Origin of the sequence: Faecalibacterium sp. An77 (genome assembly GCF_002161315.1) — a bacterium.
GTDB lineage: Bacteria > Bacillota > Clostridia > Oscillospirales > Ruminococcaceae > Faecalibacterium.
In genome coordinates this window covers 42,982-67,354 of sequence record NZ_NFHK01000002.1, presented here as the reverse complement: position 1 = coordinate 67,354, position 24,373 = coordinate 42,982, and the positions used below count along the sequence as shown (strand labels likewise).

The following is a 24,373-nucleotide window of genomic DNA, read 5'->3' as shown; positions in this document are numbered from 1 at the left end:
TTAATCCGTTATACCAAAACGTTCAGTTCCGAGATATCCTCGCTGGCCGGGCCCTGCATGGAGCAGCCCTTGGCCTTTGCGAACTCGATGTAATCAATGATTTCCGGGGTAATCACTTCGCCGGGAGCCAGGATGGGAATTCCCGGAGGATAGCACATGACGAACTCTGTGCAGATCCGGCCGGCGGTCTCCCGCAGAGGTAGGCTCTCCTTGGGCGAATAGAACGCCTGCTGGGGAGTAGCCTTTACCTGCGGCGTGATGTACTCCGCCGTGAAAAGATCGCTGCGGGGCTTGGAGTAGAGGCGGCGGATATCCGCCAGAGCACCCACCAGACGCTCAATATCCTGAATGCGGTCGCCGATGGAGATATAGGCCAGAATGTTGGACAGGTCGCCAAACTCAATCTGGATGTCATACTCATCCCGGAGCAGGTCATAAACCTCAATGCCGGTCAGACCGATGCCGCGGGTATTGACAGCCAGCTTGGTGACGTCAAAGTCGTAAATGCTGCCGCCGTTGATCATCTCGGAGCCGAAAGCGTAGTAATCGCCGATGGCGTTGATTTCCCGCCGGGCGTACTCGGCCATATCAATCACGCGGGCGAAACTCTCTCTGCCCCGCATGGCCAGATTGCGCCGGCTGATATCCAGACTGGACATCAGCAGATAGGATGCACTGGTGGTCTGGGTCAGGTTGATGATGTTGCTCACATATCCCGCATTGACCCCGGGTCCGCAGAGCAGAAGCGAACTCTGGGTCAGACTGCCGCCCGACTTGTGCATGGAAACGGCGGCCATATCGGCCCCGGCTGCCATGCCGCTGAGAGGCAGACTGGGATTGAAATACAGATGGGTGCCGTGAGCTTCATCCACCAGAGCCAGCATATTGTGAGAGTGAGCCAGATCCACCAGACTGCGCAGGTCGGAGCAGATGCCGTAATAGGTGGGGTTATTGACAAAAATGGCCACGGCGTCGGGGTTGGCCTCAATGGCGGCCCGCACATCTTCCACTTCCATACCCAGAGGGATGCCCAGATCGGTATCCACCTTGGGATCAATATAGACAGGCACCGCGCCGCACAGAACCAGGGCGTTGATGGCGCTCTTGTGGACATTGCGGGGCAGTATGATCTTGTCCCCCGGCTTGCAGGCTGTCAGGACCATGCTCTGGACACTGCTGGTGGTACCGCCCACCATCAGGAAGGCGTGGGCCGCGCCGAATGCGTCGGCGGCCAGTTCCTCTGCCTCCTTGATGACCGAAACCGGATGACACAGGTTATCCAGAGGTTTCATGGAGTTGACATCGATGCCGACACATCGCTCCCCCAGCAGTTCGACCAGCTCGGGGTTTCCGCGGCCGCGCTTATGGCCCGGCACATCGAACGGGACGACCCGCTGCCGGCGGAACTTTTCCAGCGCCTCATAGATGGGCGCTCTTTTTTGACGATCCCGGTTCAAATAACATCCCTCTCTTTTTCAGGTTTTGAGTCAAGCGGAAGTCTGCTCCCATCCCGGACGGGCCGCCGGATTCTCCTGCGCATGGTCTGAAACGGAACCATGCTCCGGCGGAAAGACATTTCTGACTGCAGCAAAAAAGGCAGCGCACCCTTTCGGGCACACTGCCTGTGAGATACAGTCGAGGCGGCCTGACTCCTCATCACACAGAGGAGACGACATTCTGCAATGTCCGGCCATGCCTTTTGGAAGAGAACTTCAGCAAATAGATCGAGGGGCGGTTCTGCTGCTCTTATTGACGTTTCACAAGTGGTGTGCGTCCGCACGAGGTTATAAAAAGTGACCAACTTATAAAATTTCCGGGTGACCCACCCGTTCAATAATGTTGTGGCGCTTTACGCCACACGCGGCAGCGGCCAGCCCTGTCCGATGAGCTTTAGGCAGCCCAAAAGGGCACCCGGCCTAATCTATTTGTGTGTACATCGGTACACGCTTTGCCATCATTGTACCATGTTTTTTTTACTTGTCAAGGTATGGGATACAAATCCTTTCACTTTTTATACACCCAATTCAAAAAATGGCGAATATTCGTAACGGCTTTTTCAGTGGATCAAAACACTGCGCCGCCGGGGATCATACGGACGCGCTGAAAAGAAAAAGACCGCCCGGCAAAACGTTTCCTGCGTTTTGACCCGAGCGGCCCGAAAGGTTTCTATTTACTCTCCAAGAGAAGTCAGCGGCTGGGTGCCAAAGTAAGCGCAGATGGCCTCGTAATAGACACGGGCCGTCCGCTGGCAGCCATCCTCGTCTCCAAAGAGATCCACGTCCTCGGCGCTGGTGATGAAGCACTGCTCTGCCAATACCGCCGGGCAGTTGGATTCCTCCAAAAGGGTGAAGGTCTCCTCTTCCCGGACCCGGAGGTCGTTGGCTTCTGCCAGGACCTTGACGCCGTTTTCGTAGTAGATGTAACGGATGCCGCGCTGTCCCCGCAGAGAGCTCCCGGCATTTTCCATGCCGGCGGCCAGCTGCCGGGCGAAATACACACTCTCCCGATGCCAGGTCCGGCCCGGCGTAATGGGATAACACTCAAACCCGCTGGCTTCGGTGGCGGCAGAGTTGCCATGAATGGACAAAAGCAAATCCGGATGCTGACGGTTGGAGCGCTCGGCTCGTTCCATGGGGGTGGCGGTGACGTCGTAACTGTCCCGGGTGGTCACCGGTATGTAGTTGGAGTCGGCCTGCAGCCAGGCCATCAGAGCTTCAGCGGTGGCGGCCGTCATATCCTTTTCCACGATCAGACCGGTGGCGCCGGGATCATCCCCGCCATGACCGGCATCCACAGCCACCGTGTAAGGCGGTTCTCCTACATCCGGGCGGAAGTCCTCCCCCGGTTCTTCCGTAGCGCTGGCTTCCCGAATGGCGTTTTGGGCATTCATCCATTCAAGACCTGCCTGGCAGGCTTTGCCGAGAAGCAGGACAAGAACAAGGGCCGCGGCAGCCAGCTGCCAGCGCATCGCTCCCTTTTTCCCATGTCTGGATTTTGTGCCTTTTCGCCGCTTTTGCATCTGTTTTTGTACCTTCCGATTTTTACTTCATCCAATAAAACGAAACAAACCGCCCGCACATTGCAGCCGGGCGGCTGTTCCCTTCTTTTTACAGGTCCGGTTTGGTGTTTATTTCAGCTCGACCACCGTCACGCCGCTTTCACCTTCGCCATAGCGGCCCAGGCGGAAGCTCTTGACCATCCGATGTCCGCGCAGATGCTTCTGGATGGCGTTGCGCAGCGCGCCGGTGCCGTTGCCATGGATCAGATAGACAGTGGACTGACCGTTCAGGATGGCGCGGTCGATGAAGGAATCTGCCTCCTGGATGGCTTCGTCCACGGTCAGACCAAGCAGGTTGCACTCCATCTTGGCGTCCCGGCGGACTCGTTCCACATGGCCGCCTGCAGCGCGGCTGCCGTCGCCGGTCTGGCGGGTATAGCGCTGCTGGGCTTTGGTCTTGGGTGCAGCGGGAGCCTTTTCCATCTTGTCCGGCTGCTTGAGCCCCTTGAGGGGCACTTTGGTTTTGATGATGCCGGCCCGGACCAGAACGTCTCCGTTTCGATCCGGCAGAGCCAGAACGGTGGCCAGCTGGCCCAGCTCGGCAATGCAGACTTCCTGCCCTACCCGCACTTCCTTGAGGGGGACAAACTCCCGCACCGGGTTGTGCACCACATCCGAATTGGAAAACAGTTTGGCCGACTCCTTTTTGGCGATCTCCCGGGCGCGCTGGGCACGTTGCTGGGCGCTCATCTTCTCGTCTTTCTGGAGCTGGCGCAGCTCATCGGTGAGGCGGTAGGCCTCGTTTTCCACCTGCTGTGCCAGGGCGCGGGCCTTGGCACGGGCGGCTTCCAGCTCGTTTTCGCCCTGACGGATCAGTTCCTCTTTCTTTTTCTGGGCGGCTTCCAGCTGATGGGCCGCCTCATGGCGGAGACTCTCCACCTCGTCCTGGCTGGCTTTCAGCTGGAGTTTCAGATCATCCAGCTGGCCCAGCACTGCATCCAGACACTTGTCGTCCGCCGACAGATGCTGCTGGGCGGCCTCGATGACCCGCTCCGGAATGCCCAGTTTTTCGCTGATGAGGAACGCGTTGGATTTGCCGGGTACGCCGACGCTCAGCTTATAGGTGGGCCGCAGCGTTTCCAGGTCAAACTCACAGCTGGCATTGACTACACCGGGCGTTTCCAGCGCAAAGACTTTCAGCTCCGCATAGTGGGTGGTGGCCATCAGCAGGACACCCCGGCGGCGCAGTTCTTCAATGATGGCCACAGCCAGGGCGGCGCCTTCCGCCGGATCGGTGCCGGCGCCCAGCTCGTCCAGAAGCACCAGAGTGCCGGGACCGGCCAGTTCCAGAATGCCGGTGATTTTGGTCATGTGACCCGAGAAGGTGGACAGGCTCTGCTCGATGCTCTGTTCGTCGCCGATGTCCACCAGATACTCCTGGAACACACAGACTTCGCTGCGCTCGTCCGCCGGGATCAGGAAACCGCACTGAGCCATGGCGCACAGCAGGCCGGCCGTCTTGAGGGTAACAGTCTTGCCGCCGGTGTTGGGGCCAGTGATGATGAGAGAGTCATAATCCTGCCCCAGCGCGATGTTGACCGGCACGCACTTGGCCGGGTCGATCAGAGGGTGCCGAGCCCGAATCAGCGAGAAGGTGCTCTCATAGCTGACCGAGGGCTTGAAGGCCTTCATTTCAATGGCCATCCGCGCCTTGGCAAGCAGGATGTCGATTTCCAGCATGGCTTTGTAGCTGTACTGGAACTGAGGCTCAATGGCGGCCACCTGACTGGTAAAGGCCGTCAGAATCCGCTCGATTTCCTGGGCTTCCTGGGCGCGGTACTGCAGAATGCGGGCATTGGCTTCCACGACGGCCTGGGGCTCCACAAAGACGGTGGCGCCGGTGGAGGAAACGTCGTGGATGATGCCGCTGATTTCGCCGCGGTACTCGCTCTTGACCGGGACGACATAGCGCCCGTTGCGGATGGAAACCACGGCCTCCTGTAAGTACTTGGAGGACTCCATGTTGTGGACCAGGCTGTCCAGACGGTCACGGATGGAGTTTTCGGTGGCGCGGATCTTTTTCCGCAGTTCGTTCAGCGTGTGGGACGCAGTGTCCGCCATGGTATCCGGCGCAATGATGGCGTCGGAAATCTGCTGTTCCAGGCCGGGCTGCGGTGCCAGTGCGTAGAACAGGTCGTCGGTGGTCAGAGCATCGTGATCGGTGGAACCGTACCAGGTGCTCAGGTTCTGAAAGTTGCGCAGGGCGCCCGCCACCAGCAGCAGCTCACCCATGGACAGCACGCCGCCCTTGACCGCGCGGGTGGCCAGCTCGCTGACCCCTTCCACGCCGCCAAAGCGGGGCGAACCGTTCTTGATGAGCAGCGTATTGATGGCGTCGGTCTGATCCAGCATAAAGCGGACTTCGTCGGGGTCGCACTGCGGGGTCAGCTCCAGCATTTTGGCTCTGGCCTCTTTGCAGACACAGCCGGCGGCGGCCCGTTCGATGATTTTATTTAATTCCAGTGTTTTTAAGTAACTTGTCTCCATTGATTCAATCCTTTTTAGGCTGTAGGTCCGGGTCCCAGGCCGAAAGGGACCGCAAAAATTTCAGGGAGTTCAGCGATTTGTCCATGTGGGCCAGAGCATACTGCTCCGCCACATTGTACAAAAGCCGGGCACTGTTGGCGGAAATCCGAAATCCAAACAGTTTCTTGTCCTCAATCAGACAGATGTACCGCACCGCAAACAGTGCTCCCTTATCCAGGTTACAGGTTTTGTTTTCCTTGGCTGCGCAGTCTCCACAGAGCAGGCAGCCATCCTCTGCGTCCAGGCAAAAGCGGTCGCCGTCGTAGGCGCCGCAGCTCCGGCAGGCCAGCAGCTGGGGCATAAACCCGCACTCACTGGTCATCCGCAGCTCAAACACGGCCTTGACGATTTTGGGATCGGTCTTTTTCTGACAGATCTTGTACAGGCAGTTCATCAGGAGTTTCAGCTCTTTTTCGGCCGGCTGCTCCACCAGGGAGAGGGCCATGGTGAACTCCACCATGTACATGGCGACCCCCTGGGCCTCAAAACTGTAGCCTATGTCCCGGAAGTCGGTCTCATAGCCCGCTTCCACCACGGTGTACATTTTTTCTTCGGTGTTGCGGCCGGGCCGCAGGACAAACTCGGAATAACAGAGCTGTCCGCAGGCCGCAAAGAGATGGCTGGTCAGCCGCATGCTGTTTTTGGCAAATGCGGTAATCAGACCTTTTTCAGCGGTCAGAATCTTGAGAATCCGGTCCGACTCGCCGTATTCGATCTCCTGCATGACCAGGCCCTTGATGACAAAATCGTCCATTGTATGTTTCCTCTGCAGGTTTTTCGCCCGCAGCCCGCTTGTAGTCCAGATAGTGATCGATTTTTCCCGTCGAGGCAAACGCCTTCCAGCAGCTTTCAGCATCCATGTGTCAGCACCTCGCCTTCGGTTTCAGTGTTGACCCCATCTTAACCCCTTATCCCCGGGAAATCTGTCCTGTTCTGGCAGGCGTTTACTTCCGGTTCTGGTCCTGACGGAATCCGAAGCTGTTCAGCAAAAACTCATTGTCCCGCCAGTCGGGCTTCACCTTGACCCAGCACTGCAGGTTGACCCGGCAGCCCAGGAATTCTTCGCAGTCCACCCGGGCTGCGCTGGCGATCTTTTTGAGCATGGCGCCGCCTTTGCCGATCACCATGCCCTTGTGGCTCTCCCGTTCACAGTAGATGTTCACATCAATGTCCACCAGGGCGGTGCCGGGGCGCTCCTTGAAGCGCTCCACCACCACGGCCAGGCCGTGGGGAATCTCGTCCCGCATGAACAGCAGGGCTTTTTCCCGGATCAATTCGGCCACCAGCTCTTTCTCGGGCATATCGGTGTAAGCATCGTCCTCAAAGTAATGGGGGCCCTCCACCGCATAGCGGGCCAGCAGGTCAAACAGGTCCTCACAGTTCTTGTTGTCCCGGACGCTGACGGTGCACACCGCATCAAAGACGCCCAGGGCTTCCAGTTCAGCCTTGCGGGCTTCCAGCTCCGCCGGGTCTTTGACCAGGTCGATCTTGTTGATGACTGCAATGGCGGGACCGCTGCGGCGCAGCGCATCAATCAGCATCTGTTCCGACTCGTTCAGGCCGGGATGGGGCTCAAACAGCATCATGGACACATCCACATCGCCCACCGAATCGCTGGCTGTCTTGTCCATCCGCTTGCCCAGCTTGTTTTTGGCTTTGTGGACGCCGGGGGTGTCCAGGAGGACATACTGCAGGGGCCCGCGGGTGATGACGCCGGTGATCCGGGTACGGGTGGTCTGGGGTTTGGAGGTGACAATGGCCACCTTTTCTCCCACCAGCAGATTGGTCAGGCTGGACTTGCCCACGTTGGGCCGTCCGATGACGGCCACAAATACCGAGGAAGTATCGTAGTGGATGGTCGATTCGATTGCATTTTTATCCGTGTGATTCAAGGGTCATTCTCTCTTTCCGTTATCCCAAATATCCCAAAACGAACGCCGCTTATTCGGTGTAGCTCACCGTCCGGGGCAGGCCCAGCTGGAGCAGGACGGCTTCTTCCCGCTCCCGCATCCGCACAGCCTCCAGGCCGCCGTTCTCGTGGTCGTAGCCCAGCAGGTGAAGCATCGAGTGCACCGTCAGGAAGGCCACCTCCCGCTGGAGGGAGTGGCCGTAGAGGTTGGCCTGTTCCATGGCCCGCTCCATGCTGATGACGATATCTCCCAGCATCTTGCAGCCGTTGGTCTCGTTGATGTCATACTGGCCGTCCGACCCCAGAGGGAAGCTGAGCACGTCGGTGGGCATCGGCTTGTTGCGATACTGGTTGTTCAGCTCGGCAATGGCCGCATTATCGACAAAGGTTACGCTGATCTCAGCGGGGCCCTCAAAATGCTCGTATTCGAGCACTGCGTTGCAGGCCCGACGGATCAGAATCCGCAGGCCGGACGGGACTTTGACCGTTTTCTGCTCGTTGGTAATCAGTACTTTGTTGGACATCTAGGTCCGCTCCTTTCTTTTATAAGACGCTGAGGGCTCACCGCTTGGCGGGATGTGCGGCGGATTCATAAGCCTTGATGATCTCCTGCACCAGGCGGTGACGCACCACGTCTTTTTCATTGAAGTAACACTGTGCAATGCCGGAAATGTTCTTGAGCACCTGCAGCGCATCCACCAGGCCGCTGCGCGTGTGGTCGGGCAGGTCGATCTGGGTCACGTCGCCTGTCACCACGACTTTTGAACCGGTGCCCATACGTGTCAGAAACATTTTCATCTGTTCGGGGGTGGTGTTCTGCGCTTCGTCCAGAATGATGAAGGAATCATCCAGCGTCCGGCCGCGCATATAGGCCAGCGGGGCCACCTCGATCAGCTGCTTTTCCACCAGACGCTCAAAGGTCTCGGCTCCCAGCATATCAAACAAGCCGTCGTAGAGGGGCCGCAGATATGGGTCTACCTTCTGCTGCAGGTCGCCGGGCAGAAAGCCCAGCTTCTCTCCGGCTTCCACGGCGGGACGGGTCAGGATAATCCGGGAGACATCCTTGGCTTTGAACGCCTTGACCGCCATTGCCACCGCCAGATAGGTCTTGCCGGTGCCGGCAGGGCCTACGCCAAAGGTGATGGGATGGGTGCGGATGGCCGCCAGATACTCCTTCTGCCCCAGCGTCTTGGGACGGATGGGCCGGCCCTTGACGGTGACCGCCACAAAATCTTCGGTCAGCTCCCGCACCCGTTTCTCCTCGCCGTCGTGGGCCAGGCTCATGCAGTAGTGGACGGTCTGATCCTCCAATGGCGTGTGGTTCTCGATCAGGAGCAGCATTCCCTCGACGGCGCGGGCTGCGGCCGCCACGTTCTGATCCTCGCCCGACAGGCGCAGCATGGTGCCCCGGCAGGTGGCCGTGACAGAAAACTCCTTCTCCAGCAGACGAATGTTGCAGTCGCAGTTTCCAAACACTGCGGCGGCAATCTCTACACTGTCCAGTTCGATACTTTTTTCAGCCATGTGATTCCTCCCGATGCATCCGGCGCGGCACAGGCTGTGTGTCCGCCGGGTTCGACCCAAAATGGTTCTTGTATTTATTATATCACCAAAACTTTGCAGTGGAAACTGTGAAAACTGTACAAAATTATTTGCGCACATTGAAGCGCTTTTTCATGTGGAGGCCGAGCCTGTCCCCACTGAATGCAGGTCCGGCCCGCTGCGGGCGCAATCCCTTGACACTGACCGGTTTTTATGCTAAAATAACTTGCGTTGCAGATGGCGCAGCGTGCTACTGTGGCTCAGCCGGTAGAGCAGCTCACTCGTAATGAGCAGGTCGTCCGTTCGAATCGGATCAGTAGCTCCATAGAATGTCCCCGGAATCGCATCAAGCGGTTCCGGGGATTTTTATGTTTCCGGAACGGCGCGGCAGAGCTGGCAGGCCAGCAGGCAGCAGCCCAGAAAGACCAGCACGGCACAGTCCGGCGGAACCCGCCGCAGGACCACAGGTGCGGTATGGGGAACCGCCCCGGCGGAGACATTCCCTCCAGGCAGCCAGAGGCTCAGCCGGAACAGCAGCAACGACAAGGGCAGATGGAGCAGCCGGGCGGTCAAAAGTGGGCGGAAAGAGACTTCCACCGGGCAGATGGTGCGTACCTGCAAAAGAACCGACGTCCCCTGCAGGCTGATGGCTGCACAGCACAGCCAGCTGGCCCAGCGTCCGGCGCGGGAAGCCAGATCGCAGCCCGAACAGACCTCCAAAACCATGGCGGCAGGCAGGCTAATCTTGGGCCACATGGCCCCCAGTCCCCCGGTCATCAGGCGAAAATAGAGGATGAACCCGCACAGCTTGCAATAGGTTATGGCGGCATCGGCAATGACGGCATCCAGCCGAAGCGGCGGCATCGCAGCCGGGGCCGAAACCATGACATTTGAGTTCTGGGCCGCAGGAGGATGCACACGGCAAAGGATGACCGCCGAGATCCACCCGGCCAGAGCCTGTACCATAAACAGCCGAATCCCCAGTCCGGTGCTGCCCAGCATTCCCTGGCCCACCGTCAAAATGACAAAGGATGGCCCCGAGCAGATACAGGCAGGCAGCAGACAGGCGGCCTGCTGCGGAGATAATCGGCCAGCACGGACAGCCTGGGCTGCCGCATTGGCAGCCGGCGCAAATCCGCCGGTAAAGCCCATCAGCAGCACGCCCCCGGCACAGGAGGCGTTTGCCCCGGCCAGCCAGGCCGCCGGGCGAAGCAATGTCCCCAGCAGATCTCCCCCGCCGCTGCGGACCAGCAGCGTGGAAACAATCAGAAAGGGAAACAGTGAAAGCAGCAGCGGCCCTCCACAGAGGGCCAGCCCCTCCCGAAGCGCCTGTGCACAGGCCTCAGGCGCCCAAAAAGGCAGAATGCCGGTCAGCAGAGCGATGCACACAAACAACGTCCTTTGCAAATAGCGCATAAGCAGCCCCCCTGTTTCCATATATATGGACAGAAGCGGCGGGCCATACCGGCCCAAGCGGCGCGGCGTTGCCGACTGCACGGGCCGCAAACAGGAGGGGAAAAGGTGTCAAAACAACGCAAAAGACGGCTTACGCCGCAGAGCTGGCTCAAGCTGCTGTTTGGCCAGCCCCCCGCCGGGATGTACCGCCGTCCATCCGTCTACATGACCGGGACCCAGATGGAAATTGAGCATTTCCGGCGGATTCGCACCTACGATGAGAGTAAACTCTGTCTGGAACTGTACGGCGGCACCTTCACCGTCTATGGGGATCAGATGCGGATTCTCTCACTGGCGGCGCACCGGATCACCCTGCAGGGGCGGTTTGTAAGGACAGATTTTACCGATAGCATCGATGGATAAAAGGAGGCGGCTGGATGGAGGTTGTACAGCTCTGGGCGGGGGTTGTGTTCACCGCCCTCAGCGGCGACACCGAGGGTCTGTTGAACGATGCAGCCCAGGCAGGTATACATCTGTCCCGCATCTGTCCCCAGCCCGGCGGCTTTTCGGGACGCTGCGCGGCCTGGCGCTATCAAAAACTGGCCGCACTGGCCCGGCGGCACAGAGTGCGTTTGCAGGTACGGCGGCGGAAAGGACTATTTTTCCATCTGAGGCCCCTGTTTCGCCGGAAAGGACTGTGGGCTGGACTGGTGTTTTTTGTGCCGCTTCTGCTCTGGAGCCGGGGACTGATCTGGTCGGTGGACTATGGCAGCCTGACCGCCGGGCAGCAGGCCCGGGCGGCACTGGTTCTGCGGGAGGAAACCGGCCTGGAACCCGGCGTCCGTGTGACCCAGGATCTCCTGACCGTGGGCGAATACGCACTTTTAAAGAGCGGCGAATTCTCCTGGGCAAGCCTCAATTTCTTCGGCGGCCGTCTGGAAGTGGAGGCCGCAGCCGCCAAACAGGTGCCCGCCATCTTTTCAGGCAAGCTGCAAACCCTCTGCGCCCGGATTGGCGGCGTTGTGACTGAGGTCAATTTGAAAAGCGGCACCGCTCTGGTGGTGCCAGGCCAGCAGGTGGAAACGGGTCAGCCGCTCATCGGTACAAGCCGCACCGAACGGGACGGAACACCCATTTTTGCCCCGGCTGCCGGCGTGGTGATGGCCCGGTTTGAGTGGAGCGCCCAATACGACCAGTCTCTGACGGAGGAAGTGCCCCTTCTGACCGGCCGAACCCATACCAAGCTTCGCCTGTCCTGCGGGGGATTTCATCTGACCCTTCCCGGGCTGGACGGCGGACTGGTAGGGCCGACCTCCAACGATGTGGAAATCACCCGTCACATTCAGATGGAGCTGGGGGGCCTACCGCTGCCCATAGCAGTGGAGGAAACCATCCGCTATCAACGGCGGACCCGGCCGGTGAACTATTCGGATGATCTGGCGTTGGCCATGGCCCGGCTGCATTGCCTGCAGGAACTGGAAGAGGAGTGGCCGGGGGCTGAAATTGTGGCCCAGCAGGAAACGGTAGAACGAAAAGCGCATCAGCTGCACTATGCCGTCACCTATACCCTGCTGGACAATATTGTAGAGGGATAATATCGCACACAAAAACGGCCGGCCCGTGCTCTGCAGCGGGGTCAGCCGTTTTCTTATGTATGGGGTTTACTGTGCTTCCTCAGGGGCGGCCTCGGAGGTCTCCGGCAGATCCTTCAAAAGCTGGTTCAGCTCAAAGTTGTACTTGCTGTGGCAGAAGTGGCACACCACTTCGCAGTGGGGGTCCTCGTCCCGAAGCTTTTCCAGCTCCTTGCGGCCCAGGCTGAGCAGCATGGCCTTGGTGCGCTCCTCGCTGCAGTCACAGCGATAGGACACCTGGCGGGTATCCAGAACCGACGGTGCAAAGCCTGCCAGAGCTTTTTCCATCATGTCCTTGGGGGTGGCGCCGGCGCGCAGCATCTCGGTCACCGAGGGCATGGCGGCAATGTTCTGCTCCAGCTGAGTGATCTCGGCGTCGGTGGCGCCGGGCAGCAGCTGCACCATATACCCGCCCGCACAGTGGATGGTGAGGTCCGGGTCCACCAGAACACCCAGAGCGCAGACGGTGGGGATCTGCTCACTGTAGGCATAGTACGCCGTCAGGTCCTCGGCGATTTCGCCCGACACCAGCGGCACCTGGCCTACCGTGGGCTCCTTCTGAAGCTTGTTGTCCCGGATGACGGTGAGGACGCCGTCTTTGCCCACAGCACCGCCCACATCCAGGTGGCCGTCGGCCCGGGGCGGCAGCTCCACCAGGGGGTGGTCGATGCAGCCCTTGACGTTGCCGGTGCCATCGGTGCAGGCAATCACCAGGCCGGCAGGGCCGCCGCCATTCACCCGCAGGGTGATGCTGTCCCGGCTGTCCTTGAGCATGGCGCCCATCAGGGATGCGCCCGTCAAAAGACGGCCCAGTGCGGCGCTGCAGGTGGCGCTGGTCTTGTGAAGCTGTTCTGCTTTACAGACAATATCCGTCGAATCTATGCCGCAAAATACAACGCCTCCGTTTTCAGAGAGGCCGCGAATCAGTTCAGACATTCTTCTCCCTCCAGCTGTGTGTAGTTTTTGACCGCGCAGAAAAAGTACCGTTCACTGGTCTCGGTCAGGGGGCCGAAGGTCTCCCCATCGCAGACCGACTCCAAAGTGAAGCCGTGCCGCTCCAGCGCAGCGCGGATCTCGGCCAGCTCGTAGGTGTACTCGCAGAATTCCTCATGGAAGGATTCGCCGTTTTCGCGGTCGTCAATATCCAGAGAAATCCGGACCCGTTTGCCGCCGTCCTCGATCTGGTTGCACCAGACACAGCCGGCGTCCTCCCCTTCGAAGGTGAAGGTGTTGTTGCCCAGAACGTTTTGATGCTTGTAGGGGGTGTTCATGTCGAACAGCAGCACCCCGCCCTTCTCCATGAAAAAGGCGGCATTGGCAATGGCGGCATCCAGCGACGGCAGATGGTTGAAGGTGTCAAAGGTGGACACCGCGCCCCGGATGGTGCCGTACAGATCCAGGCTGCACAGATCCTGCTGGAGCAGCAGCAGATGATTGGTGAGCTCCAGCTGGTCGGCCTTGTCCCGGACCACACAGAGCATTTCTTCCGACTGATCAATGGCGATCATTTCATAACCGGCCTGGGCCAGCATGAGGGTCAGTTCTCCGGTGCCGCAGCCCAGGTCAGCCAGAATGCCGTCCCAGATGCCGTGGTTTTCCAGCTCCTGCCGGACGTGCCGGTACAGGGTTTCGTAGTCGGCGTCCTCGTTGAAGGAGTCGTAAAAATAGGCAAACTCGTTATACGCCATCGGTCTGCTCCCCATCCGCCAGAGCGCCGGTCACGGCGGCGTCCAGAATTGCCTGCAGCTCAGGAATGCCGCTGCCGCTCTCGGCGCTGGTCAGGACCACCGCCTGGCAGCCATAGGCCAGACAGATCTTTTCAAAGGCCTGGCGGGTCGACTCCATCTGGCTCTTTTTCAGCTTGTCACCCTTGGTCAGGGCCACCACATAGGGAATCCGATGATAGTGCAGATACCGCAGCATCTGGGCATCGTCGGCGCTGATGTCGTGGCGGCAGTCGATCAGCTGGACCAGCAGGGTATGATGGCGGGCTGCATCAAAATAGCTGTTGATCAGCTCGTCCCAGCGCTGGCGGTCGGCGTTGCTGACCTTGGCGTAGCCGTACCCGGGCAGGTCCACAAAGTAGCAGTTATCCACCCCATAGAAGTTGATGGTGGCGGTTTTGCCCGGCGTACTGGACACACGGGCCAGGTTTTTGCGGTTGCAGAGCTTGTTGATCAAGCTGGATTTGCCCACATTGGACCGGCCCGAAAAGCTGATCTCCGGCCGGTCACTGGCAGGCAGCTGGCTCGAAATGCCATAGCTGGCCAGAAAGTCCGCTTTGTTGTAGTTCATATTCTCTCCTCATCCGGTCTGGTTCAGCAGACGACTCCCGGCTGCGGCGTTTTGTCCGCCGGCGGCAGGATGGCGTCCGGGGTTTTGGTTTTGCGGGCGCGGGTGCGCCGTGCGGGCATGGGCTGAGGGGTCTTGAGCAGTGCGGTATCCAACACCTGTTTCAGGTTGGAAACCGGCATGAACTGGATATTCTCCTTGACCTCGTCGTCCACATCGTACAGGTCGCTCTCGTTGTCCTTGGGGATCAGCACCAGCTTCATCCCCTCGCGGTAGGCTGCCATGCTCTTTTCACGCAGGCCGCCGATGGCCAGCACGTTGCCGTGCAGGGTGATCTCGCCGGTCATGGCCACATCGCCCCGCACCGGCCGGCCGGACAGACAGGAAATCAGAGCCGTGGTCAGGGTGACGCCGGCCGAAGGCCCGTCCTTGGGAATGGCGCCCTCGGGGGCGTGAATGTGCAGGTCGCACTTCTTGAGCTTCTCGGTGTCGATGCCGTACTCCGCAGCGTGAACCCGGGCGTAGGTGATGGCCAGCTGGGCACTCTCCTTCATCACGTCGCCCAGAGAACCGGTGACGGTGATCTTGCCCGAGCCGTCCTCAATGACCTGTACCTCAATGGGCAAAGTCTCGCCGCCCACACTGGTCCAGGCCAGGCCGTTGGCGATGCCCACGGCATTGTCCCGATTGAGGAACTCCGGCTTGACCATCCGGGGTCCCAGCAGTTCCTCCAGCATAGAGGTGGTCACCGAGACGCTCTCGGTCTCCCCTGCGGCAATCTTGCGGGCACATTTGCGCAGGACGCTGGTAATGGTGCGCTCCAGGCTGCGGACGCCTGCTTCCCGGGTGTAGCCGTCGATGATGCCGTACAGCGCGCCCTGGGACAGGGTCACCTTGCCGGTCAGGCCGCAGAGCTCCAGCTGCTTGGGCAGCAGATGGCGGCGGGCAATGTTGTACTTCTCCACGCGGGTGTAGCTGGGCAGCTCGATGACGTCCATACGGTCCCGCAGCGGGCCGGGAATGCTGCCCAGGTCGTTGGCGGTGGTGATGAACAGAACGTGGCTCAGGTCATAGGGAATATCCAGGAAATGATCCTTGAAGGTGTTGTTCTGCTCGGGGTCCAGAGCTTCCAGCAGGGCAGCCGCCGGATCGCCGCGGAAATCACCGGCCAGCTTGTCGATCTCGTCCAACAGGATCAGGGGATTCTGGCTCTTGGCGGTGATCATGGCGCTGATGATCTTGCCCGGCATGGCGCCGATGTAGGTGCGGCGGTGGCCGCGGATTTCTGCCTCATCCCGCACGCCGCCCAGGCTCAGGCGGACATACTTGCGGTTCAGGCAGGAGGCAATGGACCGGGCGATGCTGGTTTTGCCCACGCCCGGAGGGCCCACCAGGCAGATGATCTGAGCCTTGACGTCGGGGGCCAGCTTACGGACGGCCAGCAGCTCCAGAATCCGGTCCTTGACCTTTTTCAGGCCATAGTGGTCGTGGTCCAGAATCTGCTGGGCCTTGACGATGTCCAGGTCGTCCTCGGTGAAGGTGTTCCAGGGCAGATCCAGGCAGGTGTCCAGGTAGGTACGGATGACGGTTGCCTCCTGGTTGCTGCCCTGCATCTTGGCCAGACGGTCCACCTCTTTCAGCAGCTTTTTCTCGCTGTCGGGTTCCAGATGGAGCTCGGTGATCCGGCGGCGGTACTCGTCGGCCTCAGCGTGGGTGTCATCCCCTTCCCCCAGCTCGCTGCTGATGATGTTCAGCTGCTCGTGGAGGTAGTAGTCCCGCTGGTTTTTGTCCATGGACTCATTGACCTTGTCCGAGATCTCTTTTTCGATCTGCATGACCTGGCACTCCCGGCGCAGCAGCTCGATCAGCTTTTCCAGACGGCCGGTCAGGGTGTTTTCATCCATCACCGCCTGCTTGTCCTCATAGCGGAGCAGCAGGTTGGCGGGGACATATTCGCTCAAAAAAACGGGGTCGTCGTTGGAAACGATGGCGAACACCACATCCTTGGCCAGACGCTGGTTCAGGGACAGATACTCGTCAAAAACGCTCTTGAGGGTGCGGACCAGGGCGTCGGTCTGGAGAGCGTTCTCCTCCTTGGCGCCGCGGACCGGAGCCTGCTGGACTGCTGCCAGCAGGAACTTGCCGTCACTGTCCAGGTCGATCATCTTGGCGCGGTACTTGCCCTCCACCAGAACCCGGACCAGGTCGTCCGAAACCCGCAGAATCTGCTTGATTTCGGCCACCACGCCATAAGTAAACAGGTCGTCGTGGGTGGGCTCGTCGGTGTCCATCCGTTTCTGGGCGACCAGAAATACATTGGAATTGTTGCTCATCGCCCACTCAATGGCGGCGATGCTCTTTTCACGGCCCACTTCAAAGTGAACCAGGTTGTTTGGGAAGACCACCAGCCCGCGCAGGGCAATGGCAGGAAGATGAAGCGTCTGCCGCTCCACCTTGATCGTTACTTTCTCAGACATTGTGAACCTCCCAAAGCTGTGCCCCGGTTTGACAATGGGCACAGCCTTTTGTTCTTTTGCAGGGTTGCAGGGTTTGGCAGCAGTGCGCTGCCTTGTCCCTGTATTATAACGGGTTGCGGCGGCGGTTGCAATGGGTCCCACTGCTTTTGCCAGCGAAGCGGGGCCGCAAAGTTTTTCCATCTGCCGCAGCCTTCTTTATCCTTGCTTCCGTTCCCTTATATTATAGCCCAGCTTGTCCAGTGCCGGCAACAGGGCCCGCAGAATCAGGGCCGTCAGGGCTCCCATCGCCAGGCCCAGCACCAGCATCACCGGTGCATAGTAGAGGGACATGGAGGAGGAAATAATCACTCCCGCCCCCAGCAGCTGGCCTACATTGTGAGCGAAGGCGCCGCAGACCGACAGGATGAACCAGGTGGGACGCAGCGGCAGCACATCGTACAGCAGCCACATCACCAGCAGCGACAGCAGGCCGCCGCACAGGGAGAGGAATCCCGCCGTGGGACCTGAAACCAGAAAGACAAACAGCGCCTTGAGCAGATCCAGAATCAGGGCCTGTTTGGGGCCCATGAACAGCAGGGCGTACATCACCACCACGTTGGCCAGGCCCAGCTTCATGCCGGGCAGCAGGCCCGGGATGGTGAGAGTGCCCTCGGCGAAAGAAAGGGCCATGGCCAGGGCAAAGAGCATCCCCGAAAGGGCAATCTGTTTGGCTTTACTTCTCTCCTGCCTGCGCATGGGCTGCCTCCTGCGGGGCATCAGTCCCCGCTGCTCTCGGTTGATTCAAGCGAACGTTCATACTGCTCCTGCTCCTCGACGGCGGCCTCCCAGGCGGCAAAGAGCTCCTCCTGATGGAAACGCAGATCTTCCAGCTCGTCGCTCTTCTGGCGCAGCAGCTGGGGATCGTTGTAGACCTCCGGCGAGTTGATTTCGTTGTCCAGCTCCACCTCGCGGGCACCGCACTTCTCCATCTCCTCTTCACAGGCCTTGATCTTGGCCCGCAGCTCGGCACGGCGGCGGCGCTGCTCTTTGCCGTAGCCGACTTTCACGGTGTCGGCCTTTTCCTGGACTTGCGCAGCCGGGGCGGCACGGCCCATCAGGGCGTCGTAGCTGGGATAGAGGGTGGCTTTGCCGTCCTCCAGGTAGAGGATGGGGCAGGCCAGACTGTTCATCAGGTGACGGTCATGGGTGACCAGCAGCAGGGTGCCGGTATAGGCCATCAGGGCCTCGGTCAGGTTCTCGCGGGTGTAGATATCCAGGTGGTTGGTGGGCTCGTCCAGGAACAGCAGATTGGGCCGCTCCAGCACGATCTCCGCAAAGCGGAGGCGGGCCAGCTCGCCGCCCGACAGAGAAGCGCAGTCCTTAAAGACGTTCTCCCCCCGAAAGCCCAGCCGCGCCAGGTGGCTGCGGACTTCCAGCTCGGTCATCTGGGGGTATTTGTCCCAGATGGCGTCGATCACCCGGCCTGCGCCGGCTCGGTGCTGCTGCTGTTCAAAGATGCTGGGCCGTGCACCGGTGCCCAGACGGACCATGCCGCCCGAGGGCCGCCGGCGGCCGTCCAGCACCTGCATCAGGGTGGACTTGCCTGCGCCGTTGGGGCCGGCAATCACCAGACGCTGGCCGCGGCAGACGGTATAGGTAAAGGGTTCCAGCAGAACCCGGTCCCCGATGCGGATGGTCAGGTTTTTCAGGATGACCAGCTCGTTCCAGGGCTCCACGTCGTACTCAAAGCGGAAATTCAGCTTGTTGGTTTCGTCTTTGGGCGCTTCGGTGATCTCCAGCTTTTCCAGCTGTTTGCGGCGGCTCTGGGCCATTTTGGTGGTGGAGGCCCGCACCAGGTTCCGGTCGATATAGTCCTGCAGTTTCTCCGCCAGGGCTACGTCGGCGTCGTGCTGCTTCTGGCGCAGGGCGTCGGCAGCCTCCTTCTGAGGCAGATAGGCCGAGAAGTTGCCCTTATAGGTGGTCATGCTGTGGCCCGAGACTTCCCAGATCTTGGTACAGACGTTGTCCAGGAAATAGCGGTCATGGCTGACCACCAGCACCGCGCCGGAATAACCTTTCAGGTAATTTTCCAGCCACTCCATGGTGGTGAAATCCAGGTGGTTGGTGGGCTCATCCAGGATCAGGATGTCGGGCTTTTCCAGCAGCAGCTTTGCGATCCGCAGACGGGTCAGCTCGCCGCCCGACAGGACCCCCACGTTCTTCCCCCAGGTGTCCTGAGGAAAGCCCATGCCGCCCAGCACCTTCTTGATGTTTACATCCATGTGGTAGCCGTCGGCGGCGTCCACCACCGCCTGAAGGGCGGCGTGCTGCTCCAGCAGGGCCGGGTCCGTCTGGTTGACGGCCATCTTTTTCTCCACAATCTGCATCTGCGCCATGGCGTCCAGCACCGGCGCAAAGGTGGAGCGCATCTCGCCGTAGACATCCAGGGTGTTGTCCAGCTTGGCGTTCTGGGCCAGATACCCCAGGGTGACGCCGTGAGTCAGGCTGAACTCGCCGTTATAGTCGGTGTATTCACCGGTCAGGATTTTGAGAAGGGTGGTCTTGCCGGCGCCGTTCTGGCCCACGATGCCGATGCGGTCTTCCCGCTCGACACTGGCCGTCACGTTCTCCAGCACGATCTTCTCCCCAAACGTCTTGCCGATATGTTCCAGATTCATCAACATCGTTTTTCTTCCCCACACTCTGCGTCGGGGTCCGGGGGTTCTGTGTTCAGAAACCTCAGACCTGATGACGCCGGTTTTTCTGCCCCACGCGGGCCAGCTCATCCGGTTCCATGACAATGGGATAGAGCTGCTCCAGGGCGTCGATCTCATAGGTCGGGCTGACCTGGCCCGGATTTTCCGCATGGGCCCGGTTGAGCCAGCAGGTATCCAGCCCGGCATTGATGCCGCCCTGGATATCGCTGGTCAGGCTGTCGCCCACCACCAGCACGTGCTCACGATTCTCCACCCCCAGGGTTTTGAGGGCGGTATCAAAAATCTTGCGGTTGGGCTTTTCGCTGTCCGACCGCTCGGACACAAAGACTTCCTCCATGAAAGCCGCCACGCCGGACTCCTTCACACGGCGGCTCTGGACTTTGTCAAAGCCGTTGGTGACGATGGCCAGGGTGGACACCTCCGCCAGCTCATGCAGCACATCCAAAACGCTGCCCGGCATCAGGTCGGGATGGGTGGACAGCTGATTGAGATAATAGCGGTTCATCTCTGCGCCGTTGCCGGCTGCGCCGATCTCCTTCAAAAAGCGGGTAAAACGCTCATTCATCAGCTTGTCGCGGCGGATCTGGCCTTTTTCCAGCTGACGCCAGAGGCCCTCGTTGATTTCGCGGTACTTTTGTACGTTTTCGTTGGAAGGCTCAATGTTGTACTGGGCCAGGGTTTCGGCCAGAGCCTTGCTCTCGGCCGCATCAAAGTCCAGCAGGGTGTTGTCTGCATCGAACAAAATGCAGTAGTATTTTGCCATACGTCTTCCCTCTCTTTCAAATGTCTTTTACAAGGCAAAGCCAGCCCCGTTTACGCAGAGCTGGCCCTGTCGTATCACTCGTTTACCATCGCGTACCCGCCCGCATCGTCGGTCTGCTGGGGCCGGTTGTCAATGCAGCGGCGATCCACGGGTGTCTCGCCGCCACAGCCGCAGCCATCATCCTCGATGGGGCCGGGATCTACAATTTCCCACTCCATCTCATAGAAATCGACGCTGCCGTCGGTCACATTGCCGAAGCCAGGCTTGCTGACGACAAAATCTTCCTGCTGCATCCTTGGGGTTCCTCCTCTCCTACAGGGCTTTGGGGATGGCTGTACACCCTTGCGGGGACGCCATCCGGATATACCTCAGCCTATGCAGGCAGGAGCCAGGAGGTGCCTGTGGAATCAGTCCACCCGGAACAGGCCGTCCATCACTTCACCCAGCACGCTGCCGGAAGAATCCGAACTGTCGCCCTGGGAGGCGGAGCTGCTGGAGGACGAACCGGGCCGCGGGGCCTCGGGATCGTCATTGACCGAGCTTGCCTGGGAGCTGGACGAGGAACTGCTGGAGGAAGGCTTGCTGCTGGAATTGGAGCTGGAGTTCGAAGTCGAGCTGGAACCGGAGCTTGAACCAGAGTTGGAACTGGAGCTGGAGCTAGTAGAGCTCGAACTGCTGCCGGAGCTGGACGAACTGCTGGAAGAAGAGGAGCTGCTCGACGAAGAACTGCTGGAGCTGGAACTGGAGCTCGAGCTGGTGGACGAAGAAGCGGAAGCCTCCTCCGAGGGCTCAGACGACGAGCTGGAGGACCCGGACGAGCTGGACGAAGAACCAGAAGAACTGGAGGACGAGCTCGACGAGCTGGAAGAGCTGCTGGAGCTGGAACTCGAGCTCACGCCGCTGTCGAAGGAAATGTTCAGGGTGTTGCTGACCACCTGGCTGTCGTTGTAGGTCAGGACAGCGTAGACGCTGTAGGTCTGGTTGGCCAGGACGGGGTCCACAATGAAGGTGATGGAGGTCTTGCCTGCGGCATCCTCCGATTCAACGCCGTTGACATACCAGCGCAGGTTTTCGGCCTTGGCATACTGGCCGCTCAGCTTGGCTTTCAGGGTGTAGTTCATCCCGAAGATGCCGGAGCCCTGCCCGGAGATTTCCACCGAGGCGCGGGAGAACACAGCGGTCACATCCAGATTCTGCTTGAAGCCGCTGTCGGTACGGGTGCGGCTGGTGACGCCATCGCTCCAGTTGACGAAGAAGTAGCCCTCGGCCGGGACAGCCGTCACGGTGACAGACTCATCCGCAGACACATTGAAGAGCAGAGAGGTCTGGCCGGAGGAATCGCCGCTGGTCAGGGTGCCGCCGGTCTGGTCAATGCGGTAGCGGGCCTCAAAGGTCTCGCCGTCGGCCGCCTCGGAAGAGCTGGACGCAACCGGATCGCTGGGATTGCTGGTGTACTCCAGGGTACGGGTGGGAATGTTGCTGGTATCGGGACGGCGGTCCTCGGTCTCATAAGCGTGGGTGGTCAGGTAGTTCAGAACTGCCTTCAGGCCGCTGCTCTTGAGGTGGATATCGCCGCCGATATAGTAGTCGTCCAGACCAAAACCGGTGGAGGGATCCTTCAGCACCTCGGCGCTGTTGAGGAACTTGACGCCCAGGTTCTCGCACATGGTCAGAAGAGCCATGTTGAAGTCATCGATCTTCTGCTGCGAGATGGAGGGGTAGTTGGAGTGGTCCTGGGGGACCGGCGGAATGGTGTTGACAATGATATCGGTATAAGGATAGCTGGCCTGGATATCCTGAATCAGCTGCGAATAATAGCCGATGAAGGTCTCCACTTCCATGGCGTTGTCGTTGGTGCCCAGGGTGATGACCACACGGCGGGGCTTCATCATCGCCACGGCCTGGGCCATGGTATAGCGCTGATCGGTCCCCTTAAAGGTGACCAGCTCCTCCGAGAGGGCGCTCTGGATGCCGATGCCCTCCTTGGCACAGAACTGCTGAAGGGTGATCAGGCCGTTGTTGTACAGACGAACGGTGTTGGAATCGCCCAGGAACAGGGTGTCATTGAGGTAGGCCTCTCCGGCGTCTGCCGTCTCGGTCAGCAGAGCGGAGGACTGGGTGTCCACCTGATAGTGGTTGGCCAGATCGTCCGGCTCCTCGACCTGAGGAATCGAGCTGGCGGAATCTCCGCCCCGGGTGGAAAGGAGTACATAGGTGACGCTGGCCGTAATCAAAATGGCCAGCGCACACACAGCACATACAAGAATTGCCTGTTTCTGGATCGGTGTCATAGACTGTGAATTTCGACTCATGATAACTTCCCCATCTTCTCCGTCAGAGCGACTCTCCCAACAGGAGGTCGGTCAGTTGTTGGCAGCTTTCAGCATAGAGCTTGGGGCCAAACGGCGCCAGCTCTTCCCTGCTGCCGTAACCATACAGCACGGCGGCGGCGTCCAGCCCACAGGCGGCTGCACCCCGCATATCGTCGTGCCGGTCGCCCACCATCAGGGCGCGTTTGCCCTGGAGCAGAGGCTGGTCCAGCACATACTGCACCACCTGCGTTTTGGTGTCGCGGCTCTTGTCCATGGATGCACCGGCGATCAGGTCCAGCAGAGGCGCCAGCCCCTGTTCTTCCAGGATCGGGGTTACAACCTGGGTGGGTTTGGATGTGGCTGTGCAGAGGGTCAGGCCCGCAGCCTTGAGGCGGCGCAGCATATCGGCTGCGCCGGGGTAAGGCTTGCACATATGACATCCCCGGACAGCATAGCTGCTCCGGTAAAGCTCTGTGGCCCGCTCAATCTCGGCTTCGTCGGTGTAATACTCGGCAAAGGTCTTGCGCAGAGGCGGACCTACATAACGCATCAGGTCCACGCCGGTGATGTCCGTCCCCATGGTGTGGAAGACCTCCCGCAGCGTGAAAAGAATACCCGGGGCGGAATCCAGCAGGGTTCCGTCCACATCAAACAGGACAGCATCGTAGGATAACAAACGGCGCTCCTCCTTCTATTGTGATGGATATACAGTAGGTAGTATAGCACAATTTGCCCCAATGGGCAATTCCAGGGTGATGATTTAACGAATTTTCCATTTATATCCTAAACAAGTCCGGCCGCAAAAACAGCTTGTCCCCGCGAAAAGCAACGCAAAACGCCCGTCCCAGGCGATGGGACGGGCTGCAAAGGGAACGTTTGGCTTCAGAGCAGCGTCATCAGCAGATGGGGTTGTTGTTGTCGGTGCAGCAGCCCTCACCGTCATAAGACAGGTTGTTGGTGACGAACTCCAGCTTATCCTTGAGCACCAGCTCCAGGTTGGCCACGGCGTGGACCATGTTGGTGGCAGAGTCGTTGATCTCCAGCAGCTTGCACAGGTCGATGCCATCCATATTGAGGGCGGTCTTCATCTTCTGGCTCTCGGCGCAGAGGATGTAGCTCAGGGCGCTCTCCTGCATGGCGATGCTCTCGAACAGGTCCAGAACAACCTGATGCAGCGAATGGGCCTCGATCTTGGGGCAAGTGGTATTGATGGTGGTCATAGCGGATATCCTCCCTTTCATCTGTTTTGGATACGCCAGTCTATGCCGCCGACCTGCCATGTGTGCAGAAGGTCAGGTTTCTTCCTGTTCCGGCTTCTGCATCCGCTCAATGATGGTCTGATAGCCGCCGGCTCCGTACTGAATGCAGCGGTTGATCCGGCTGATGGTGGCGGTGCTGATCTCCGCCGACTTGACGATCTGCTCGTAGGTCTTGCCCTCCAGCAGGAGCTTGGCAGCCTCCAGCCGCTGGGACATGTCGGAAATTTCCTTCACGGTGCACAAGTCATCAAAAAAGCGATAGCACTCTTCCCTGTCCCGAAGGCTCAGAATCGCATCAAAGAGCGAGTCGGTCAGGGCGTTACGTCTGGGATTTTTGTCTGTCATGGGACGGCCTCCTGTATTTTCCTGCGGCGTCATTGTCCCTCCACTTTAGCATGGGAAAGCGTAAAAGTCAAGAGGTCGAAGGATCTTTTCTGCCAGGAGAACGCAAAAAGAGGGCGCTGCCCTGTGACAGGCAGCGCCCCCGACGGGGTTTGGTTGTGGGTGAATGGC

Annotated in this window: 22 protein-coding genes and 1 tRNA gene; 3 read left to right on the top strand and 20 right to left on the bottom strand. The window is 59.6% G+C overall.

The window, feature by feature from the left end:
- Positions 1-8: 8 nt before the first annotated feature.
- The 7 genes from B5G28_RS01355 to B5G28_RS01325 all read right to left on the bottom strand — a co-directional run bounded on the left by B5G28_RS01355 (position 9) and on the right by B5G28_RS01325 (position 9,017).
- On the bottom strand, positions 9-1,457 hold the full coding sequence (locus tag B5G28_RS01355; protein WP_087245682.1) for an aminotransferase class I/II-fold pyridoxal phosphate-dependent enzyme: 1,449 nt from the start codon (positions 1,455-1,457) through the stop codon (positions 9-11).
- Between the two features lie 713 nt (positions 1,458-2,170).
- Entirely contained in the window at positions 2,171-2,890 is a 720-nt protein-coding gene (locus tag B5G28_RS01350; protein WP_087245901.1) for an N-acetylmuramoyl-L-alanine amidase, read from the bottom strand.
- Positions 2,891-3,127: 237 nt separating this feature from the next.
- On the bottom strand, positions 3,128-5,545 hold the full coding sequence (locus B5G28_RS01345) for an endonuclease MutS2 (protein WP_087245680.1): 2,418 nt from the start codon (positions 5,543-5,545) through the stop codon (positions 3,128-3,130).
- 4 nt (positions 5,546-5,549) lie between these two features.
- On the bottom strand, positions 5,550-6,338 hold the full coding sequence (gene recO / locus B5G28_RS01340) for a DNA repair protein RecO (RefSeq protein WP_087245678.1): 789 nt from the start codon (positions 6,336-6,338) through the stop codon (positions 5,550-5,552).
- 190 nt (positions 6,339-6,528) lie between these two features.
- Positions 6,529-7,413 carry a GTPase Era gene (gene era, locus B5G28_RS01335; RefSeq protein ID WP_087245899.1) on the bottom strand — a complete coding sequence of 295 codons (885 nt, stop codon included), beginning with the start codon at positions 7,411-7,413 and terminating at the stop codon, positions 6,529-6,531.
- 112 nt (positions 7,414-7,525) lie between these two features.
- Positions 7,526-8,017: an rRNA maturation RNase YbeY gene (ybeY, locus tag B5G28_RS01330; RefSeq protein WP_087245676.1), complete on the bottom strand. Its 492-nt coding sequence runs from the start codon at positions 8,015-8,017 to the stop codon at positions 7,526-7,528.
- Between the two features lie 37 nt (positions 8,018-8,054).
- Positions 8,055-9,017 carry a PhoH family protein gene (locus B5G28_RS01325; RefSeq protein ID WP_087245674.1) on the bottom strand — a complete coding sequence of 321 codons (963 nt, stop codon included), beginning with the start codon at positions 9,015-9,017 and terminating at the stop codon, positions 8,055-8,057.
- A gap of 267 nt (positions 9,018-9,284) precedes the next feature.
- Here B5G28_RS01325 and B5G28_RS01320 point away from each other — a divergent pair.
- Positions 9,285-9,360: transfer RNA gene (locus B5G28_RS01320), tRNA-Thr, on the top strand.
- Positions 9,361-9,401: 41 nt separating this feature from the next.
- Here the strand turns inward: B5G28_RS01320 and B5G28_RS01315 are convergent.
- The gene (locus tag B5G28_RS01315) at positions 9,402-10,451 is read right to left on the bottom strand and encodes a hypothetical protein (protein ID WP_087245672.1); all 1,050 of its coding nucleotides are present in this window, start codon (positions 10,449-10,451) and stop codon (positions 9,402-9,404) included.
- Between the two features lie 105 nt (positions 10,452-10,556).
- On the opposite strand from B5G28_RS01315, the gene B5G28_RS01310 reads away from it, so the two are divergent.
- Positions 10,557-10,853 carry a YabP/YqfC family sporulation protein gene (locus tag B5G28_RS01310; protein ID WP_242967423.1) on the top strand — a complete coding sequence of 99 codons (297 nt, stop codon included), beginning with the start codon at positions 10,557-10,559 and terminating at the stop codon, positions 10,851-10,853.
- A 14-nt stretch (positions 10,854-10,867) separates the two neighbouring features.
- Entirely contained in the window at positions 10,868-12,025 is a 1,158-nt protein-coding gene (locus B5G28_RS01305; protein WP_087245670.1) for a sporulation protein YqfD, read from the top strand.
- Between the two features lie 66 nt (positions 12,026-12,091).
- Here B5G28_RS01305 and hslO read toward each other — a convergent pair whose 3' ends face one another.
- The 12 genes from hslO to B5G28_RS01245 all read right to left on the bottom strand — a co-directional run bounded on the left by hslO (position 12,092) and on the right by B5G28_RS01245 (position 24,205).
- On the bottom strand, positions 12,092-12,997 hold the full coding sequence (gene hslO, locus B5G28_RS01300; protein ID WP_087245668.1) for an Hsp33 family molecular chaperone HslO: 906 nt from the start codon (positions 12,995-12,997) through the stop codon (positions 12,092-12,094).
- Positions 12,985-13,749 (bottom strand): class I SAM-dependent methyltransferase, encoded by a 765-nt coding sequence (locus tag B5G28_RS01295; protein ID WP_087245666.1) that lies wholly within the window; start codon positions 13,747-13,749, stop codon positions 12,985-12,987. Before B5G28_RS01295 ends, hslO begins: the two co-directional genes overlap by 13 nt.
- On the bottom strand, positions 13,739-14,356 hold the full coding sequence (gene yihA / locus B5G28_RS01290) for a ribosome biogenesis GTP-binding protein YihA/YsxC (protein WP_087245664.1): 618 nt from the start codon (positions 14,354-14,356) through the stop codon (positions 13,739-13,741). The genes B5G28_RS01295 and yihA overlap by 11 nt, the downstream gene beginning before the upstream one ends.
- A 23-nt stretch (positions 14,357-14,379) precedes the next feature.
- Positions 14,380-16,830, bottom strand: coding sequence for an endopeptidase La (gene lon / locus B5G28_RS01285; RefSeq protein WP_087245662.1), 2,451 nt, complete (start codon positions 16,828-16,830; stop codon positions 14,380-14,382).
- 195 nt (positions 16,831-17,025) lie between these two features.
- Positions 17,026-17,565, bottom strand: a complete 540-nt coding sequence (locus B5G28_RS01280; protein ID WP_087245660.1) for a Gx transporter family protein — start codon at positions 17,563-17,565, stop codon at positions 17,026-17,028.
- Between the two features lie 20 nt (positions 17,566-17,585).
- Positions 17,586-19,493, bottom strand: coding sequence for an ABC-F family ATP-binding cassette domain-containing protein (locus B5G28_RS01275; protein ID WP_087245658.1), 1,908 nt, complete (start codon positions 19,491-19,493; stop codon positions 17,586-17,588).
- A gap of 55 nt (positions 19,494-19,548) precedes the next feature.
- A complete protein-coding gene (locus tag B5G28_RS01270) occupies positions 19,549-20,289 on the bottom strand; it encodes a YjjG family noncanonical pyrimidine nucleotidase (RefSeq protein WP_087245656.1) in 741 nt (246 codons plus the stop codon).
- Between the two features lie 74 nt (positions 20,290-20,363).
- Positions 20,364-20,582: a hypothetical protein gene (locus tag B5G28_RS01265; protein WP_087245654.1), complete on the bottom strand. Its 219-nt coding sequence runs from the start codon at positions 20,580-20,582 to the stop codon at positions 20,364-20,366.
- A 114-nt stretch (positions 20,583-20,696) separates the two neighbouring features.
- Positions 20,697-22,601 carry an SGNH/GDSL hydrolase family protein gene (locus tag B5G28_RS01260; protein WP_242967422.1) on the bottom strand — a complete coding sequence of 635 codons (1,905 nt, stop codon included), beginning with the start codon at positions 22,599-22,601 and terminating at the stop codon, positions 20,697-20,699.
- Between the two features lie 22 nt (positions 22,602-22,623).
- On the bottom strand, positions 22,624-23,277 hold the full coding sequence (locus B5G28_RS01255; RefSeq protein ID WP_087245650.1) for an HAD hydrolase-like protein: 654 nt from the start codon (positions 23,275-23,277) through the stop codon (positions 22,624-22,626).
- Positions 23,278-23,497: 220 nt separating this feature from the next.
- Positions 23,498-23,821 (bottom strand): hypothetical protein, encoded by a 324-nt coding sequence (locus B5G28_RS01250; protein WP_087245648.1) that lies wholly within the window; start codon positions 23,819-23,821, stop codon positions 23,498-23,500.
- Positions 23,822-23,893: 72 nt separating this feature from the next.
- Entirely contained in the window at positions 23,894-24,205 is a 312-nt protein-coding gene (locus B5G28_RS01245) for a YerC/YecD family TrpR-related protein (RefSeq protein ID WP_087245646.1), read from the bottom strand.
- Positions 24,206-24,373: the final 168 nt, after the last annotated feature.